Source organism: Streptomyces roseolilacinus (assembly GCF_014649335.1).
In the GTDB taxonomy this organism is placed as follows: Bacteria; Actinomycetota; Actinomycetes; order Streptomycetales; family Streptomycetaceae; genus Streptomyces; species Streptomyces roseolilacinus.
On record NZ_BMSV01000006.1, the window covers coordinates 1 to 15,329 of the forward strand.

General features: G+C 76.1%; 10 protein-coding genes. 6 read left to right on the plus strand and 4 right to left on the minus strand.

Annotation, left to right across the window (positions count from 1 at the left end; genetic code table 11):
* Positions 1-283 precede the first annotated feature (283 nt).
* Positions 284-838, minus strand: coding sequence for a MarR family winged helix-turn-helix transcriptional regulator (locus IE106_RS15200; RefSeq protein ID WP_189534188.1), 555 nt, complete (start codon positions 836-838; stop codon positions 284-286).
* A gap of 141 nt (positions 839-979) precedes the next feature.
* On the opposite strand from IE106_RS15200, the gene IE106_RS15205 reads away from it, so the two are divergent.
* Entirely contained in the window at positions 980-2,257 is a 1,278-nt protein-coding gene (locus IE106_RS15205) for an MFS transporter (protein WP_189534190.1), read from the plus strand.
* Positions 2,258-2,267: 10 nt separating this feature from the next.
* Here the strand turns inward: IE106_RS15205 and IE106_RS15210 are convergent, their stop codons facing one another.
* Both IE106_RS15210 and IE106_RS15215 read right to left on the minus strand, forming a co-directional pair.
* Positions 2,268-4,001 (minus strand): ATP-binding SpoIIE family protein phosphatase, encoded by a 1,734-nt coding sequence (locus IE106_RS15210; protein WP_189534192.1) that lies wholly within the window; start codon positions 3,999-4,001, stop codon positions 2,268-2,270.
* Positions 4,002-4,108: 107 nt separating this feature from the next.
* Complete coding sequence (locus IE106_RS15215) at positions 4,109-5,644, minus strand: NAD(P)/FAD-dependent oxidoreductase (RefSeq protein ID WP_189534194.1); 1,536 nt, start codon at positions 5,642-5,644, stop codon at positions 4,109-4,111.
* A gap of 347 nt (positions 5,645-5,991) precedes the next feature.
* Here IE106_RS15215 and IE106_RS15220 point away from each other — a divergent pair, with 347 nt between their 5' ends.
* The 3 genes from IE106_RS15220 (at position 5,992) to IE106_RS15230 (ending at position 9,530) form a co-directional block, all read left to right on the plus strand.
* Positions 5,992-6,768: a TetR/AcrR family transcriptional regulator gene (locus IE106_RS15220; protein WP_189534196.1), complete on the plus strand. Its 777-nt coding sequence runs from the start codon at positions 5,992-5,994 to the stop codon at positions 6,766-6,768.
* 156 nt (positions 6,769-6,924) lie between these two features.
* On the plus strand, positions 6,925-8,985 hold the full coding sequence (locus IE106_RS15225; RefSeq protein WP_373295945.1) for a sigma-70 family RNA polymerase sigma factor: 2,061 nt from the start codon (positions 6,925-6,927) through the stop codon (positions 8,983-8,985).
* Between the two features lie 8 nt (positions 8,986-8,993).
* Complete coding sequence (locus tag IE106_RS15230) at positions 8,994-9,530, plus strand: hypothetical protein (RefSeq protein WP_229840477.1); 537 nt, start codon at positions 8,994-8,996, stop codon at positions 9,528-9,530.
* Between the two features lie 55 nt (positions 9,531-9,585).
* On the opposite strand, the gene IE106_RS15235 is transcribed toward IE106_RS15230, so the two are convergent.
* Positions 9,586-11,700, minus strand: coding sequence for an asparagine synthase-related protein (locus IE106_RS15235; protein WP_189534198.1), 2,115 nt, complete (start codon positions 11,698-11,700; stop codon positions 9,586-9,588).
* A 717-nt stretch (positions 11,701-12,417) separates the two neighbouring features.
* Between IE106_RS15235 and IE106_RS15240 the strand changes: the two genes are divergently transcribed.
* Complete coding sequence (locus tag IE106_RS15240) at positions 12,418-13,962, plus strand: NsdA family TPR-like regulatory protein (RefSeq protein ID WP_189534200.1); 1,545 nt, start codon at positions 12,418-12,420, stop codon at positions 13,960-13,962.
* Positions 13,963-14,110: 148 nt separating this feature from the next.
* The gene (lhgD, locus tag IE106_RS15245; RefSeq protein ID WP_229840478.1) at positions 14,111-15,322 is read left to right on the plus strand and encodes an L-2-hydroxyglutarate dehydrogenase; all 1,212 of its coding nucleotides are present in this window, start codon (positions 14,111-14,113) and stop codon (positions 15,320-15,322) included.
* The last annotated feature ends 7 nt before the right edge of the window (positions 15,323-15,329 follow it).

Here is a 15,329-nt window from a genome sequence, read left to right on the forward strand (position 1 = left end):
TTTCGGGCCCGATTCCCCGTCGGAGGGGGTTGTCCTCGCGGCCTCTCGGCCGTTCCGACGTTTCAAACTCTAGCGGATTTCCCCGGCCGCTCATAATCGAGCCGCTGGAATGAATTACGGCATGCCGGAATCCACCCCGTGAGGAGATCGCGCTTGGGTTTGGGTGCCGCTTTTCGCGACCGAGTGGCTGCCGCAGAACCGTTCCGGTCCCGTGACAACCCGAAGAACCTTACGGACTGGCGAAGGGCGTGTCAAGCCCTCGCCAACACCCGCCGACGGGCGTTCAGCCGTCCAGGTCCGTGAGCCGTCCGCCCGCGTCCGGCTGTGCGTGCTCGACCCGGCGCAGCAGCCGGACGAGCAGTTCGCCGAGGACGCCCTGCTCGTCGCCGGAGAGGTCCTGGAGCAGGTCCTCCTCGAACGCGGTCGCCATCCGCATGGCCTCCAGCCACTTGGCGCGGCCCTCGTCCGTCAGCTCGACGATGACCCTCACCCGGTTGGTCTCGTCCCGGTCCCGGGTCACCAGGCCCTCGCCGGCCATCCGGTCGATGCGGTGCGTCATCGCCGCCGGCGTCAGGCCCAGGCGCTTCGCCAGCTCGCTCGGCCCCATCCGGTACGGGGCGCCCGCGAGGACGAGGGTCTTCAGGACCTCCCACTCGGTGTTGCCGATGCCGAGCTCGGCGAGCTGGCGTCCGTACGCCACGTTCATCCGGCGGTTCAGCCGGCCGAGCGCGGAGACCACCTGCTCGACCTGCGGGTCAAGGTCGCGGTACTCGCGCTGGTAGGCGGCGATCTGCTCGTCGAGGCTCGGCTCGACGCTCGGCTCCTGGGGTTCGGGCATGCCAGGGAGTATTCCACGCTTCGTTTGGATTGAAGTCCTTCGACGTGTACAGTTAACCTTCGAAATTTAGCGTTGAAGTCTTGAGGCTTCATCCTTACGAGTTCGAAGTGGGTGAGTGTGACCAAGGCGAGGGGCGCAGCGATGCGCCGGATCCAGGCGGGCAACGCGCTGAGCGCGTTCGGGCTCGGGTTCACCGTTCCGTATCTGTATGTGTACGTGGCCCAGGTGCGGGAGCTGGGCGCCGGCGCGGCGGGTGCCGTGCTGGCCGTCTTCGCCATGGCCGCTCTCGCCGTGCTGCCCTTCACCGGCAGGGCCATCGACCGCCGCGGTCCCCTTCCCGTGCTCGTCGGCGCGGCGCTGCTGGCCGCGCTCGGCGCGCTCGCCATGGGCGTCGCCGGCAGCGTGGCCGCCGTCGTCGGGGCCGCGGCGCTGCTCGGAGCCGGTACGGCCGTGATGCAGCCCGCGCTCGCCACGATGATCGTCTGGAGCTCGGCGCCCGACGCCTGCACGCGCGCTTTCGCCCTGCAGTTCTTCCTGCAGAACCTGGGGCTCGGCATCGGCGGTCTCATCGGCGGCCAGCTCGTCGACGAGAGCCGCCCCGGCAGCTTCCTCCTGCTGTTCTCCATCGAGGCGGCCATGTTCCTGGTGCTCGCGGCCATCGCCGCGACCGTGCGCATGCCCCGCACCCCCGCCCTCGCGGGCACCCGGCCCGGAGACGGGGCCGCCAAGGGCGCGGGCGGGATGCGGGCGCTGCTCGGGCACCGGGCGATGGTGCAGCTGTGCGTCCTGGGCTTCGTGCTGTTCTTCGCCTGCTACGGGCAGTTCGAGTCGGGGCTCGCCGCGTACGGCACGGAGGCCGCCGGGATCGAGCCGTCGACGCTCGGCATGGCGCTGGCCGCCAACACGGCCGTCATCGTCGTCGCCCAGTTCCTGGTGCTGCGGTTCGTGGAGCGCGGGCGCCGTACGCGGGTCGTCGCGGCCGTCGGCCTGATCTGGGCCGTGGCGTGGCTCATCGCCGGGTACGCGGGGCTCGGGCACGGCAGCCAGGCCGTGGCGACGGCGGCGTTCGTCACCACGTACGGGCTGTTCGGCCTGGGGGAGGCGATGCTGTCGCCGACCGTGGCGCCGCTGGTCGCCGACCTGGCGCCGGAGGAGAGGGTCGGCCAGTACAACTCGGCGTTCGCCCTGGTGAAGCAGCTGGCGCTGGCGGTCGGTCCGGCGGTGGGCGGGCCCATGGGAGCGGCGCTGCACGGGCCGTACATCGTGACGTTCGTGCTCTTCTCGCTGGGGATCAGCGTGCTCGCGCTGCGGCTGGGCCGGGAGCTCACGCCGGCGCAGGACCACCCGTACGCGGCGGCCCGGTCGCGGGTCGTCGCCCGGCACGCGCCCGAGGAGCGGACGGTCGGGACGGCCGTCTGACCCGAGCGGGTCAGCCCGGCAGGGCGAACTCGCACCAGACGGCCTTGCCGCCGCCGGGCGTGCGGCGGCTGCCCCAGGACGAGGCGATCGTGGCGATGATCGAGATGCCGCGGCCCGCCTCGTCCTCCGTCTCCGCGCGGCGGCGGCGCGGCAGGTGGTCGTCGCCGTCCGTCACCTCGATGATCAGGCGCCGGTCGGTGCGGCGCAGGCGCAGCCGCATCGGCGGGGTGCCGTGCTGGAGGGAGTTGGCGACGAGCTCGCTGGTGGCGAGGACGCCCAGGTCGCGCAGCTCCACCGGGAACCGCCAGCTGGACAGCACCCCGGAGGCGAAGGCCCGCGCCCGGGGGGCCGCCTCCACCCCGCCCAGCAGGTCCAGCGCGGCGTTGTGGAACAGCTCCGCGTCGGAGCCCGTGCGGGAGGGGTGCTGGAGGACGAGGACCGCGACGTCGTCGTCGTGCTCGGCGGTCACGCCCAGGGAGCGCAGGAGTCGGTCGCAGACGACCTGCGGGGCGCCCGTCGCGCCGGACAGGGCGCGCTCCAGGGCGGCGACGCCCTCGTCGATGTCCTCGCCGCGCCGCTCGACCAGGCCGTCCGTGTAGAGGACGGCGGTGGAGCCGGGCGGGAGGGCGATCGTCCCGGACGTGTGCAGCCAGCCGCCCGTGCCGAGCGGCGGGCCCGTCGGGTCCTCGGCGCGGCGGACGGAGCCGTCCTCGTCGCGCACGAGGATCGGCAGGTGCCCGGCGGAGGCGTAGACGAGGCGGCCCTCGTTGGGGTCGTGGACCGCGTACACGCAGGTGGCGATCTGGCTGGCGTCGATCTCGGCGGCCAGGCCGTCCAGCAGCTGGAGCACCTCGTGCGGCGGCAGGTCCAGGCGCGCGTAGGCGCGGACGGCGGTGCGGAGCTGGCCCATGACGGCGGCGGCGCGCACGCCGCGCCCCATGACGTCGCCGATGACCAGGGCCGTGCGGCCGGCGCCGAGGGTGATCACGTCGTACCAGTCGCCGCCGACCGCCGCGTCCGCGCCGCCCGGCTGGTACGTGGCGGCGACCCTCAGGTCGTCGGGCTGCTCCAGCTCCTGCGGGAGGAGGGACCTCTGGAGCGTGACGGCGGTCTCGCGGTGGCGGCGCTCGCTGGCGCGGAGCCGCTCGGCCGCCTCGGCGTGGTCGGTCACGTCGGCGGCGTGCACGAGGACCCCGCCGCCCGGCCGGCCGGGCTGCCCGTGGTGGGCGGGGACGTCGACGGGGAGGCAGGAGACCGTGTACGAACCGCCGCTCTTCGTCCGGCGGGACTTGACCGTGCGGGGCTTGCCGCTGCGCAGGACCTGGTCCATGAGCGGGAGGAGGCCCAGCTCGGCGAACTCGGGGCAGCCGTCGGTCGCGGCGCTGCCCGGGGCGCGGTGCCCGAAGGCGGCCGCGTAGGCCTCGTTCACGTAGGCGACGCGGTGGTCGGGGCCGTAGGTGAGGGCGACGAGGCCGGGGAGGTGGCCGAGGATCTCCCGTACGGAGAAGTCCTCCAGCGCCGGGGGCGCGGGGCGTGCGCCGGGCGCGGGTGGTCCGCCGGGCGCGCCGGGGGGCGCCGACGGGTCGTCGTCGGCTCCGGGGGCCGGCTGCTGCCCGTACTCGCCGCGCGCCGCGGGCACGGAGCCTTCACCGCGCGACGCCGGCGCAGCCCCGGGGTCGGTGCCGCGCGCGGCGGCGCGGCGCTGCGTGCCGGGGAAGCGGGCGCTCCAACGCGTGAAGTTCACGGATCTCTATGCCTCGTGGTGTCGTTGCCGTGGCGAGTCACTCTGTGCAGGTGTGGGCCCACCTATGGTCACACGTCCAGTGTGACGGAGCGCACTGACAAAGGGTGTCAATCGGTTGCGGGCCCGCTCGCGTGGGGGCCGTGTGCGCCCCCTTGGCCACCGGGGCCCTTTGTGTCCCTTGTGTCCCTCGCGTCTCTGGTACCGCTCTCGTCGTCGGTGTCATGGGCGTCGGGCGACGAGTCGGCGGTGACGGCCGTGTCGGGCGGGGGCGGCGGCGGGCCGGCGGCGAGTTCGAACTCGGCGCGCGGGTGCTCCAGGGAGCCGAGGGAGACGATCTCCCTCTTGAACAGCCCGGCGAGCGTCCACTCGGCCATCACCCGCGCCTTGCGGTTGAAGGTGGGGACGCGGCTGAGGTGGTAGGCGCGGTGCATGAACCAGGCCGGGTAGCCCTTGAGCTTGCGGCCGTAGACGTGGGCGACGCCCTTGTGGAGGCCGAGCGACGCGACGGAGCCGGCGTACTTGTGGGCGTAGGGCCGGAGCGGCCGGCCGCGCAGGGACGCGACGAGGTTGTCGGCGAGGACCTTCGCCTGGCGTACGGCGTGCTGGGCGTTGGGCGCGCACTCCCTGCCCGGTTCGGACGCGGTGACGTCCGGGACGGCGGCCGCGTCCCCGGCGGCCCAGGCGTGTTCGACGCCCTCCACGGTGAGGTGGGGGGTGCAGGTGAGGCGGCCGCGGGCGTTGAGCGGCAGGTCGGTCGCGGCGAGGACGGGCGCCGGCTTGACGCCGGCCGTCCACACGACCGTGCGGGTGGGGAAGCGGCTGCCGTCGCTGAGGACGGCGACCCGATCCACGCAGGACTCGAGTCGGGTCTCCAGGCGTACGTCGATGTTCCGCGCGCGCAGCTCCCGCACCGTGTACCGGCCCAGCTCCTCGCCGACCTCGGGCAGGATGCGGTCGCTGGCCTCGACCAGGACCCACTTCAGGTCCTCGGGCTTGATGTTGTGGTAGTACCGCGCGGTGTAGCGGGCCATGTCCTCCAGCTCGCCGAGCGCCTCGACGCCGGCGTACCCGCCGCCGACGAAGACGAAGGTCAGCGCGGCGTCCCGGATGGCCGGGTCGCGGGTGGAGGAGGCGATGTCCATCTGCTCGATGACGTGGTTGCGCAGGCCGATGGCCTCCTCGACCGTCTTGAAGCCGATGCCGTAGTCGACGAGGCCGGGGATGGGCAGGGCGCGCGAGATGGAGCCCGGCGCGAGGACCAGCTCGTCGTACGTGAGCTCCAGCGGGCCGGCGTCCTCCTCCTCGCTGGCGAGGGTCTCGACGGTCGCGGTGCGCTTGGCGTGGTCGAGGGTGATCACCTCGCCGATGACGATCCGGCAGTGGTCCAGGACGCGTCTGAGCGGCACGACGACGTGGCGGGGGGAGATGTTCCCGGCGGCCGCCTCCGGGAGGAATGGCTGATATGTCATGTAGGGGTCGGGGGCGACCACCACGACTTCGACCGCGCCGCTCCTCATCTCGGCCTTCAGCTGCCGCTGGAGGTGCAGGGCGGTGTACATGCCGACGTAGCCGCCGCCGACGACGAGAACGCGCGCGCGAGCCGGGGATTCGTCGGATCCCCTCGGGATTGCAGCCGTCACCATCCCATGACGCAACGGGCGCGGGGGTTTGTCCACAGGCCCGGCGGATTGTGTGACCGGAGGAGTACGGCGGCGCGGGGCGGGGGTCGGACCGGCGTACGGGGTGATTTCGCAGGTCGGAGGGGGTGTGACGGGGGCCGGGCGGGAAGGGAAACAGGAGTCTTCCGGGCCTTGCTCCGATCGGGGGGCGCACCGGACGGAACTACCCCTTCTGAATTGACTGCGTCTCAACTATGTTCGTATCTCATCGGGGTGTCGGTCGTCACGCATGACCTGAGCGTTGTCGGGCCGGTCCCCGGATGCCAGGCGGGGAGTCTCCGGGGGGAGACGTCGAACAACCGGGGGAACGCATGCACATTCAGGATTCGCATGGGCAGGCACGGACCGCTCAGGCCGTCGGCGGCGTGCCCGCGGGGGCGGTCGCGGTCGGCGGGATGACGGGGGCCGGCGTGGCCGGTACCGCGCGCCCGGCGCCGCTGCGCGTGGACGCCCAGCGCAATCTCGAGCACGTCCTGCGCGCCGCGCGCGAGGTGTTCGGGGAGCTGGGGTACGGGGCGCCGATGGAGGACGTGGCGCGCCGGGCCCGCGTCGGTGTGGGCACGGTCTACCGGCGGTTCCCGAGCAAGGACGTGCTGGTACGGCGCATAGCCCAGGAGGAGACGGCCCGGCTCACCGACCAGGCGCGGGCCGCCCTGGGGCAGGAGGACGAGCCCTGGTCGGCGCTCGCCCGCTTCCTGCGCACGTCCGTGGCGTCGGGCGCGGGCCGGCTGCTGCCGCCGCAGGTGCTGCGGGTGGGCGTGGACGTGGAGGAGGTGCCCGCGGTGGACGACGCGCGGGTGCCGCACCAGCGGGGCGTGGCCGCGCCGGCGGCGCTGCGGGTGGTGACGCCGCGGGCGGTGCCGGCGGCCGAGCTGGACGACGCGGGCGTGTCGGAGCTGCTGGACGTGGTGGGCCAGCTGGTCAACCGCGCGCGGGAGGCCGGCGAGCTGCGGCGGGACGTGACGGTCGCGGACGTGCTGCTGGTCATCGCGACGGGGGCGCCGTCCCTGCCGGACGCGGCGCAGCAGAGCGCGGCCTCGGCGAGGCTGCTGGAGATCCTGCTGGAGGGGCTCCGCTCGCGCCCGTGACGGGGGACCTTACTCCCAACCCCCGCTCCTGGGCGGGTCCCTGGGGAAGTTCCGCCCCGGACGGGTGGCCGGCGGTCCCGTGGTGACGGCCGTGCGGAGCGCTGTGGCACCCTTGGCCGGTGTTCCGGTCTGAGGTGGGGTACGGGGGCGGTCACGTTGAACGATGACGGGGGCGGCGAGCCGCTCGGCGGCACCGACGCGGCCGGTGGACGGCCCGCGGCGCGGGTCCCGGCCCAGGGTGGCCGGCGGTCGCGCCGGGGCGCGTCCCGCGCGGACGGGGCGAGCGTCCCGCCGCAGCGCGGTCGCGTCCGGTGGCTCCGGCCGGTCGCGGGCCCGGACGGCGATGCGGCTTCGGGCGCCGGTGCGGGCCCGGACGCCGGCGCTGGTCCGGGCGCGGGCCTGGGCGCCGGCGCGGGTCCGGGCCCGGTGCCGCCGGTGGAACTGCCGCCGTCCGACGCGGAGCTGGTCCAGCGGATGCGCGGGGGCGACGACTCGGCGTACGAGGAGCTGTTCCGGCGCCACGCGGAGGCGGTGCGGCGGTACGCGCGCACGTGCTGCCGGGACCGGCACACGGCCGACGACCTGACGGCCGAGGTGTTCGCGCGGACCCTGCAGGCGGTCCGCCGCGGCGCGGGCCCGGAGCAGGCCGTGCGGGCGTACCTGCTGACGACCGTCCGGCACGTGGCCGCGGCCTGGGCGAAGACCGTCAAGCGGGAGCAGCTCGTCGAAGACTTCGGGGTGTTCGCCACCGAGGCCGCGCGGGCGTCCGGGCCGGCCGGCGGGGGCGCCGTCGAGCTGGGCGCGGACGTACGGGCCATGCAGGAGGCCGAGCAGTCGCTGGCCGTGCGGGCATTCCGGTCGCTGCCGGAGCGGTGGCAGGCGGTCCTGTGGCACACGACCGTCGAGGAGGAGTCGCCGCGCGAGGTCGCGCCGCTGTTCGGGCTGACCGCCAACGCCACGGCGGTCCTGGCGAGCCGGGCCCGCGAGGGGTTGAAGCAGGCGTACCTCCAGGCGCACGTCAACCAGTCCCTGATGGCGGGCGGTGACTGCGCCCGGTACGCCGACCGGCTCGGCGCGTACGCGCGCGGCGGGCTGCGGACACGGGCCGAGCGGGGGCTGCGCGGGCACCTGGAGGAGTGCGTGAAGTGCCGCCTCGCGGCCGGGGAGCTGGCGCAGGTCAACGCCGGCATCCCGGCGCTGGTGCCGGTCGCGGTCGTCGGCTGGTTCGCCGCCGGGTACTCCCTCAAGGCGGCGGGGGTCGCCGCCGGGAGCGCGGCGGGTGCGGCGGGCGCGGCGGGTGGGACCGCCGCGGAGGGGCTGGGCGTGTCCGCGAAGGCGGGCGCCGCGGCGACGCTGGCCATCGCGGCGACCGCCGGCCTGGTGTGGGTGCTGGCGGGCGGACCCGACGCCGTACCGCGGCCGCAGGCGCGTCCGCCGGTCGCGCGGTCCGTCGTGTCGCCCCCGGTGGCCCCGTCGCCGCCGTCCGCGTCCCCGGCGCCGCCGCTGTCCCGGGCGGCGCCCGCGACGGTGCCGGGGCTGGGGCCGGGGTCGGAAGCGCGTCCGGAGCCCGCCCGGAAACCGCCTGCGCCGCACCCGTCCACCTCCGCGCCCGCCCCCGAGCCCGCGCCCACCTCGGCGCGGACTTCGGCGCCGGCTCCGGGGCCCGCGCCCGCGCCGGCCCCCGGGAAGGCGTCGCCGTCCCCGGCGAGGACGCCGACGACACCCGCGCCCGCGCCCACGCCCACGACGGCCCCCGCGCCGGCCCCGGCGCCCGAGCCGGTCACGTACCGGGTGGGGCGGCTGAAGTTCGACGTGTTCGGCGACCACACCCGTCCCGAGCTGCGGCTCGGCGGGTCGGGCTGGGTGTGGCAGCGGTACGGGCTGTCCGTCGGCGGCACGGCGTACGAGGACGGCATCACCGTGCACTCCAGGTCGTCGGTGGTCATCGACCTGAACCGGGAGTGCTCCACGTACCAGGCGCTCGCCGGGGTCGACGACATGGCGAAGGGGCTCGGCTCGGTGCGCTTCTCGGTGTGGGCGGACGGGGTGCGGCTGTGGCGGTCGCCCGTCGTCGACGGCGGCGACCCGGCGGTGCCGGTCCGCGTCGGCATCGCGGGCCGCGCCACGATCCGCCTGGTGACGGAGCCGTCCCGGCCGTCCGGCGCGCTGCTCCCGGCGGACTGGGCGCAGGCCCGGATCAGCTGCGCGGGTGGGTGACGCGCCCCGTGGAACCGGTGCACGACGCGGCGACGCCGGTGCGGCGGACCGACGACCCCCTGTTCGGATCCGTCTCGGTCGTACTGGACGTCGCCGCCGGAGTGGTGGACGTCCGCGGCGACACGGTCCCCCGGGTCGTCGTCCGCCGTGCGGAGGGCGTCACCGACGTCGACGACCACGTACCCGTCGGCACGCGCGACGGGGCGCTGCTGTCGCTGTCCGTCGACGGCCGGGCCGTGCCCATCCGCCCCGGCAAGGGGCGGCTGACCAGGCGTTCCTTCCGTGTGGACGTCTCCTGCGAGGGGGTCGTGTACCGGCTGGTGCCCGATTCCCTGGCGGGCAGCCGGCTGCTGCGGGGCGGGGAGCCGATCGGGCGGCTCTCGTCGGACGGCGACGGGGCCGTGTCCGCCGAGTGGCGGGACGGCGTGCGCGTACGGGCGGTGGAGGCGGCGCTCGGGTACGCCCTGGCGGCGGCGTTCGGCACCGGGGCCCAGCCGATGTGGATGCTCGCCCTGGAGGCGCTCGGGGACCTGCTCCCGAACTGACCGGGCCCGCCGGCCGGGAGCGGAGGGCCGGCCGTCAGGAGCGGAGGGTCGGCCGTCAGGAGCGGAGGGTCGGCCGGGACGGCACGCCCGCGGCGACGGCGCGGCGGCGGGGCGCGGCCGTGCCGGACCAACAGGTGCCGCGGCGGGCCACGAGCCGCTGGAGCCACAGCTCGGTGGAGACCAGGTCGGCGATGCCGTCCAGGGGGACGGGCTCGCCGTCGGCGGCGGCGCGCAGGGCCGTGCGGACGACGCCCGCCTCGACGAGCCCGGCGTCCGCGAGGAGCGGCGCCTCGAACAGGGCGAGCAGCCGCGGCAGGGCGAGGCGCAGCCCGGCCCGGACGGCGGCCGGGGAGGGGGTGCGGGTGGTGGCGCCCCAGCCGGGCGGCAGGTCGTGGATGCCGGTGGCGGCGAGCACGGCGCGCAGGATGTCGGCGCGGGCGCCGGGGCGTACCCGCAGTGCTTCGGGGAGGTCGCGGCAGGCCCGGACGACCTGGTTGTCGAGGAACGGGGCGTGCAGGCGCTGGCTGCGGACCTCCGCGGCCTGTTCGAGGACGCGGTGATCGGCGGCGTGGCGGGCGAGGGCGGCGCGGGCGCGGGCCTCGCCGGGGCGCTGGACGGAGGTGGGGCGGGTCGCGGCCTGGTGGAGGCGAACCGATACTTCCGCGAGCGCCTCCCCGGTGAGCCAGCGGGCGGCGGGGCCGGGCCGCGACCAGGCGAGGGCGGCCAGGGACGCGTCGAGCGGGCCGGGGGCGGTGCCGGTGGCGAGGACGCGGTTGGCGTCGAGGAGGCGGCCGGCGGCGGCCTCCAGTCCGGCGCGGTAGGGGGTGCGGGCGAGGCGGCGGGCGGCCCGGTAGACGGTGAGGGGGACGAGGAGGGAGCCGGCCGACGGCCCGGTCGCGCGGGCGAGGGCGGTGACGGGGCGGAGCAGGTGACGCCGTCTGCGGTCCATCAGCAGGTCCGCGAGGCGGGCCGGGTGGGCGTCGAGGACCTGGCGGGCGCCGTGGCCGGTGAAGTGGTCGGCGCTGCCCGCGGCGAGGCGGCGCCGGTGGCGGACGGCGGTGACCAGGGCGGGGCCCGGTTCGTCGGTGAGCGGCACGTCCAGGTCGGCGTACGGGAGGGCCTCCTCGGCCGCGGCGACGACGACGTGGTGGAGGCGGGGGTCCTGCGCGAGGTCGCGGGCCCGTTCCAGCTCGGCGGTGTGGGCGGGTTCGCGGGCGCTCGCGCTGAGGTCGTTGAAGGTGACGGCGAGGAGGCGTTCGCCGGCTCCCGCGCCGCCGTGCCCGGCGAGGGTGCCGGGCACGCCGGGGAGGCCGGCGGCGAGGAGGGCGAGGGTGCTGGAGGCGCTGCCGCCGGACAGGTCGGCGCCGATCCCGGGCGCGGGCGCCTCGCCGCGGGCGGCGCGGCGGTCGGCGGGGCCCATGCCGGGGACGGGCCCGGGGTCGGGCGGCAGGGCGGCGGGCGCGTGGCGGGGCGCGGTGAGGCGGGCGCGTACGGCTTCGACGAGGGCGTCCCGGACGCCTTCGACGGCGCGGTCCGGGTCGAGCTGGGGCGCGGCGACGGCGAGGGAGGCGACGGGTTCGTACCCGGTGATCTCGCGGGAGCCCTCCCGCAGGACGAGGGCGTGGCCGGGCGGGACGCGCTTGACGCCGGCGTACGGGGTGGAGTCGCGCAGCGCCTCGGGGGTCTCGGGGCAGGCGAGGAGCGCGGCGAGGTGCCCGATGTCGAGCTGCGCCTCGATGAGGTCGGCGAGGGGCAGCGCGGCGGTCGCGTAGGCGGTGCCGTTGGCCCAGGGGGTGTGGAAGACGGGGCGGGCGCCGGCGAGGTCGGAGATGACGGTGACGCGGCGGCCGGTCTGCACGACGGCGGTGTAGCTGCCGTGCCAGGCGGTGAGGTGGCGCAGCGCGCCGCCGCGCGCGGCGAACAGGCCGACCCTCAGCTCCTCGTCGGAGGCGGCGCAGCAGCCGAGGACGGCGAGGCGGATGTCGGGGGCGACGCTGACGACGCGCACCTCGTCGGGGCGCCAGTCGCCGACGGCCCACAGGGGGTCCGGGTCGCCCCACAGGAGCTGTCCGCCGACCGGCTGCATGGTGGCGCCGTCGTCGGCGGGGTCGACCGCGCCCACCGTGCCGAAGCTCGCGGCGATACTGCTCCACCCCACCAGCCAGCGCATCGCCGCCTCCACAGCCTGTGGACATCTTCAGCCACTCGCGGCCCGTCCGGCGCGCGCCGCGGGGCGGCTGGTGCGACGGGGGTGCCGACGGGGACATGCTGCCACGACAACAGGCGCACGGGAGGCCCTCCGGGCGGCGCGTACGCAAACGGGAACGCGCCCCTGGCAATCGGCGATGTGGTGACGGTGTGGGGGTGGCGGGTCCGCCCGGGCGGTCAACTCCCTCCCCGACCCGGCGAATCGATCAACTCCCGGCGGCGAAACGGGGGTTCGACCGGTCGAACCATGGGCATCATTCAGCCATTCTCCGTACCCCACTCAACCGAAACGTTTGTCGGTCACTCCGCTCTCGACCGTGATCCACGCGCGCGGTACCGGGGGGCGCTGCTCGCCCCCCGGACCGGTCCGCCGCCCGCGGGGAATGGGGCGGCGGTGTCCCCCAGCCCGCTGGTTCCCGCCAGCGGGCCGACCCACGCGGCACCATGGAAGCCCCCGCCGCGAGGCACCGGCCAGAGCGCACGGGCGGGCGCACGGCCACACACCGGGAGCACGGCGGCACGGGGCCGGGTGCACGCCAACCTCCCGTACGCACAACAATCCCGCCATAGGGAACACCACCCCTTAACGGTGGGGATGCAGCGAACTACGCTGGGTTTACGAATGCCGCGCGCCTATGCCTGGCAGCGCGGCGGCCGTCTTGGTGTCGAGGGGTGGCGCATGTCCAGGGAGCTACGCGGACCGAACGAGAAGCTCGGCACCGTTCTCGCCCTCGCCGGGATCAGCAACGCCGGGCTGGCCCGGCGCGTCAACGACCTGGGGGCGCAGCGCGGTCTGACCCTGCGCTACGACAAGACGTCGGTGGCCCGCTGGGTGTCGAAGGGCATGATCCCGCAGGGCGCCGCACCGCACCTCATCGCCGCCGCGATCGGGCAGAAGCTCGGCCGTCCGGTGCCGCTGCACGAGATCGGCCTGGCCGACGCGGACCCGGCGCCCGAGGTGGGGCTGGCGTTCCCGCGCGACGTGGGCGAGGCGGTGCGGTCGGCGACGGAGCTGTACCGGCTGGACCTGGCCGGGCGCCGCGCCGGCGGGGGCGGCATCTGGCAGTCGCTGGCCGGCTCGTTCGCGGTGAGCGCGTACGCGGTGCCCGCCTCGCGGTGGCTGATCGCGCCGGCCGACCCGTCCGTGGAGCGCAGGGCCCCGCGCACGGCGGGCGGCGCCGGCACGGGCGGCGGTCCCGGCGCGGGCGGCAGGGTGGCGGACGGCGCCGCTCCGGGCGGCGCCGCGCAGGTGGCCGCGGTGCCCCTCGTGACGGTCGAGGAGCCGCCCCCCGTGGAGGGCACCCCCGCGCGCGTGGGCCACAGCGACGTGGCGAAGCTCCGGGAGGCCGCCGAGGACGCCCGCCGCTGGGACTCCAAGTACGGCGGCGGGGACTGGCGTTCCTCGATGGTGCCCGAGTGCCTGCGCGTGGACGCGGCGCCGCTGCTGCTCGGCTCGTACTCCGACGAGGTCGGCCGGGCCCTGTTCGGCGCGACCGCCGAGCTGACCCGGCTGGCCGGCTGGATGGCCTTCGACACGGGTCAGCAGGAGGCCGCCCAGCGGTACTACATCCAGGCCCTGCGCCTCGCGCGCGCGGCGGCGGACGTGCCGCTCGGCGGGTACGTCCTGGCGTCGATGTCGCTGCAGGCCACGTACCGGGGCTTCGCCGACGAGGGCGTGGACCTGGCGCAGGCGGCCGTGGAGCGCAACCGCGGCCTGGCCACGGCGCGCACGATGTCGTTCTTCCGCCTCGTCGAGGCCCGCGCCCACGCCAAGGCCGGGGACGCGGTGGCGGCCGGGACGGCGCTGAAGGCCGCCGAGGGGTGGCTGGAGCGGTCGCGGGAGGGTGACGCCGACCCCTCGTGGCTGGGCTTCTACTCGTACGACCGGTTCGCCGCCGACGCCGCCGAGTGCTACCGCGACCTGAAGGCGCCGCGCCAGGTGCGCAGGTTCACGGAGCAGGCGCTGTCGCGGCCGACGGAGGAGTACGTGCGGTCCCACGGGCTGCGGCTGGTCGTCAGCGCCGTGGCGGAGCTGGAGTCGGGGAACCTCGACGCCGCCTGCGCGGCCGGCACGCTCGCGGTGGAGGTGGCCGGGCGCATCTCCTCGGCCCGTACCACCGAGTACGTGCGGGACCTGCTGCACCGTCTGGAGCCGTACGGCGACGAGCCGCGCGTGGCGGAGCTGCGCGAACGGGCCCGGCCGCTGCTGACGGCCCCGGCGTAGGGTCCGGCGCGGGGCCCCTCCCGGTGCCGGCGGAGGGGCGCGCGGAAGGGCGCACCACCTGGCGTGATCCATCTCCCACCGCGGCGCGTGCCTGGTTTAACGGCGTTGTCAGCGGGCCAGTGCACTATCGGGGTGGGAGGTGGCACAGGTGTCCGGGTTCGGCAGCGGCGTGTTCGACTGCGACGTCCTGGTGGTCGGCGGCGGGATCATCGGGCTGTCGACGGCGTACGCGCTGTCGCGGGCCTCTCCCGGCACGCGCGTGACGGTCCTGGAGAAGGAGCCCGGCCCCGCCCGCCACCAGACGGGCCGCAACAGCGGTGTCATCCACAGCGGCGTCTACTACCGCCCCGGCTCCCTGAAGGCGCGGTTCGCGGTGCGGGGCGCGGCCGAGATGGTGAAGCTCTGCGCCGAGTACGGGCTGCCGCACCAGGTCACCGGCAAGCTGATCGTCGCCACGGACCGCTCCGAGCTGCCCCGGCTGCACGCCCTGGCCCAGCGCGGCCGGGAGAACGGCATCCCGGTGCGCGAGCTGGGCCCGGCCCAGATCGGCGCGTACGAGCCGAACGTGCGGGGCATCGCCGCGATCCACGTCGGCACGACGGGGGTCTGCGACTACGGCGCGGTGGCGGGGCTGCTCGCCGGGGCGTCCGGCGCGGAGGTGCGGTACGGGGCGCGGGTCACCGCGGTCGACCGGCGCCCCTGGGGCGTGGCGGTGCGCACGGCGGACGGCGCCGTGGTGCGCGCGCGGGCGCTGGTGAACTGCGCGGGGCTGCACTGCGACGCGGTGGCCCGGCTCGCGGGCGACGAGCCGGGCATGCGGATCGTGCCGTTCCGGGGCGAGTACTACGAGCTGGCCCGGCCCGAGCTGGTGCGGGGCCTGGTCTACCCGGTGCCGGACCCGGCGTTCCCCTTCCTCGGCGTGCACCTGACGCGGGGCGTCGACGGCGGCGTCCACGTGGGGCCGAACGCGGTGCCCGCGCTGGCCCGCGAGGGGTACGGCCGGCTCGTCGTGCGGCCCGGGGAGCTGGCCGGGACGCTGGCCTGGCCCGGCACGTGGGCGATCGCCCGGCGGCACTGGCGGTACGGGGCGGGCGAGCTGCGCAGGTCGCTGTCGAAGCCGGCCTTCACGGAGGCGGTGCGGCGGCTGCTGCCCGCGGTGACCGCCGCCGACCTGCGGCCGGCCCCGGCGGGCGTGCGGGCGCAGGCGGTGCTGCGGGACGGGACGCTGGTGGACGACTTCCTCATCCGGGAGGCGCCGCGCACCGTGCACGTGCTGAACGCCCCCTCGCCCGCGGCGACGGCGTCCCTGCCGATCGGGCGGGAGGTGGCCCGGCGGGCCCTGGCGCACCTGGCCGGGTAGGGAACGC

Bases quoted from the DNA above. Each gene is read 5' to 3' on its own strand.
- IE106_RS15240 (WP_189534200.1), top strand. From the start codon at position 12,418: ATGTCCAGGGAGCTACGCGGACCGAACGAGAAGCTCGGCACCGTTCTC.
- IE106_RS15235 (WP_189534198.1), bottom strand. From the start codon at position 11,700: ATGCGCTGGCTGGTGGGGTGGAGCAGTATCGCCGCGAGCTTCGGCACG.
- IE106_RS15205 (WP_189534190.1), top strand. From the start codon at position 980: ATGCGCCGGATCCAGGCGGGCAACGCGCTGAGCGCGTTCGGGCTCGGG.
- IE106_RS15220 (WP_189534196.1), top strand. From the start codon at position 5,992: ATGCACATTCAGGATTCGCATGGGCAGGCACGGACCGCTCAGGCCGTC.
- IE106_RS15200 (WP_189534188.1), bottom strand. From the start codon at position 838: ATGCCCGAACCCCAGGAGCCGAGCGTCGAGCCGAGCCTCGACGAGCAG.
- IE106_RS15215 (WP_189534194.1), bottom strand. From the start codon at position 5,644: ATGGTGACGGCTGCAATCCCGAGGGGATCCGACGAATCCCCGGCTCGC.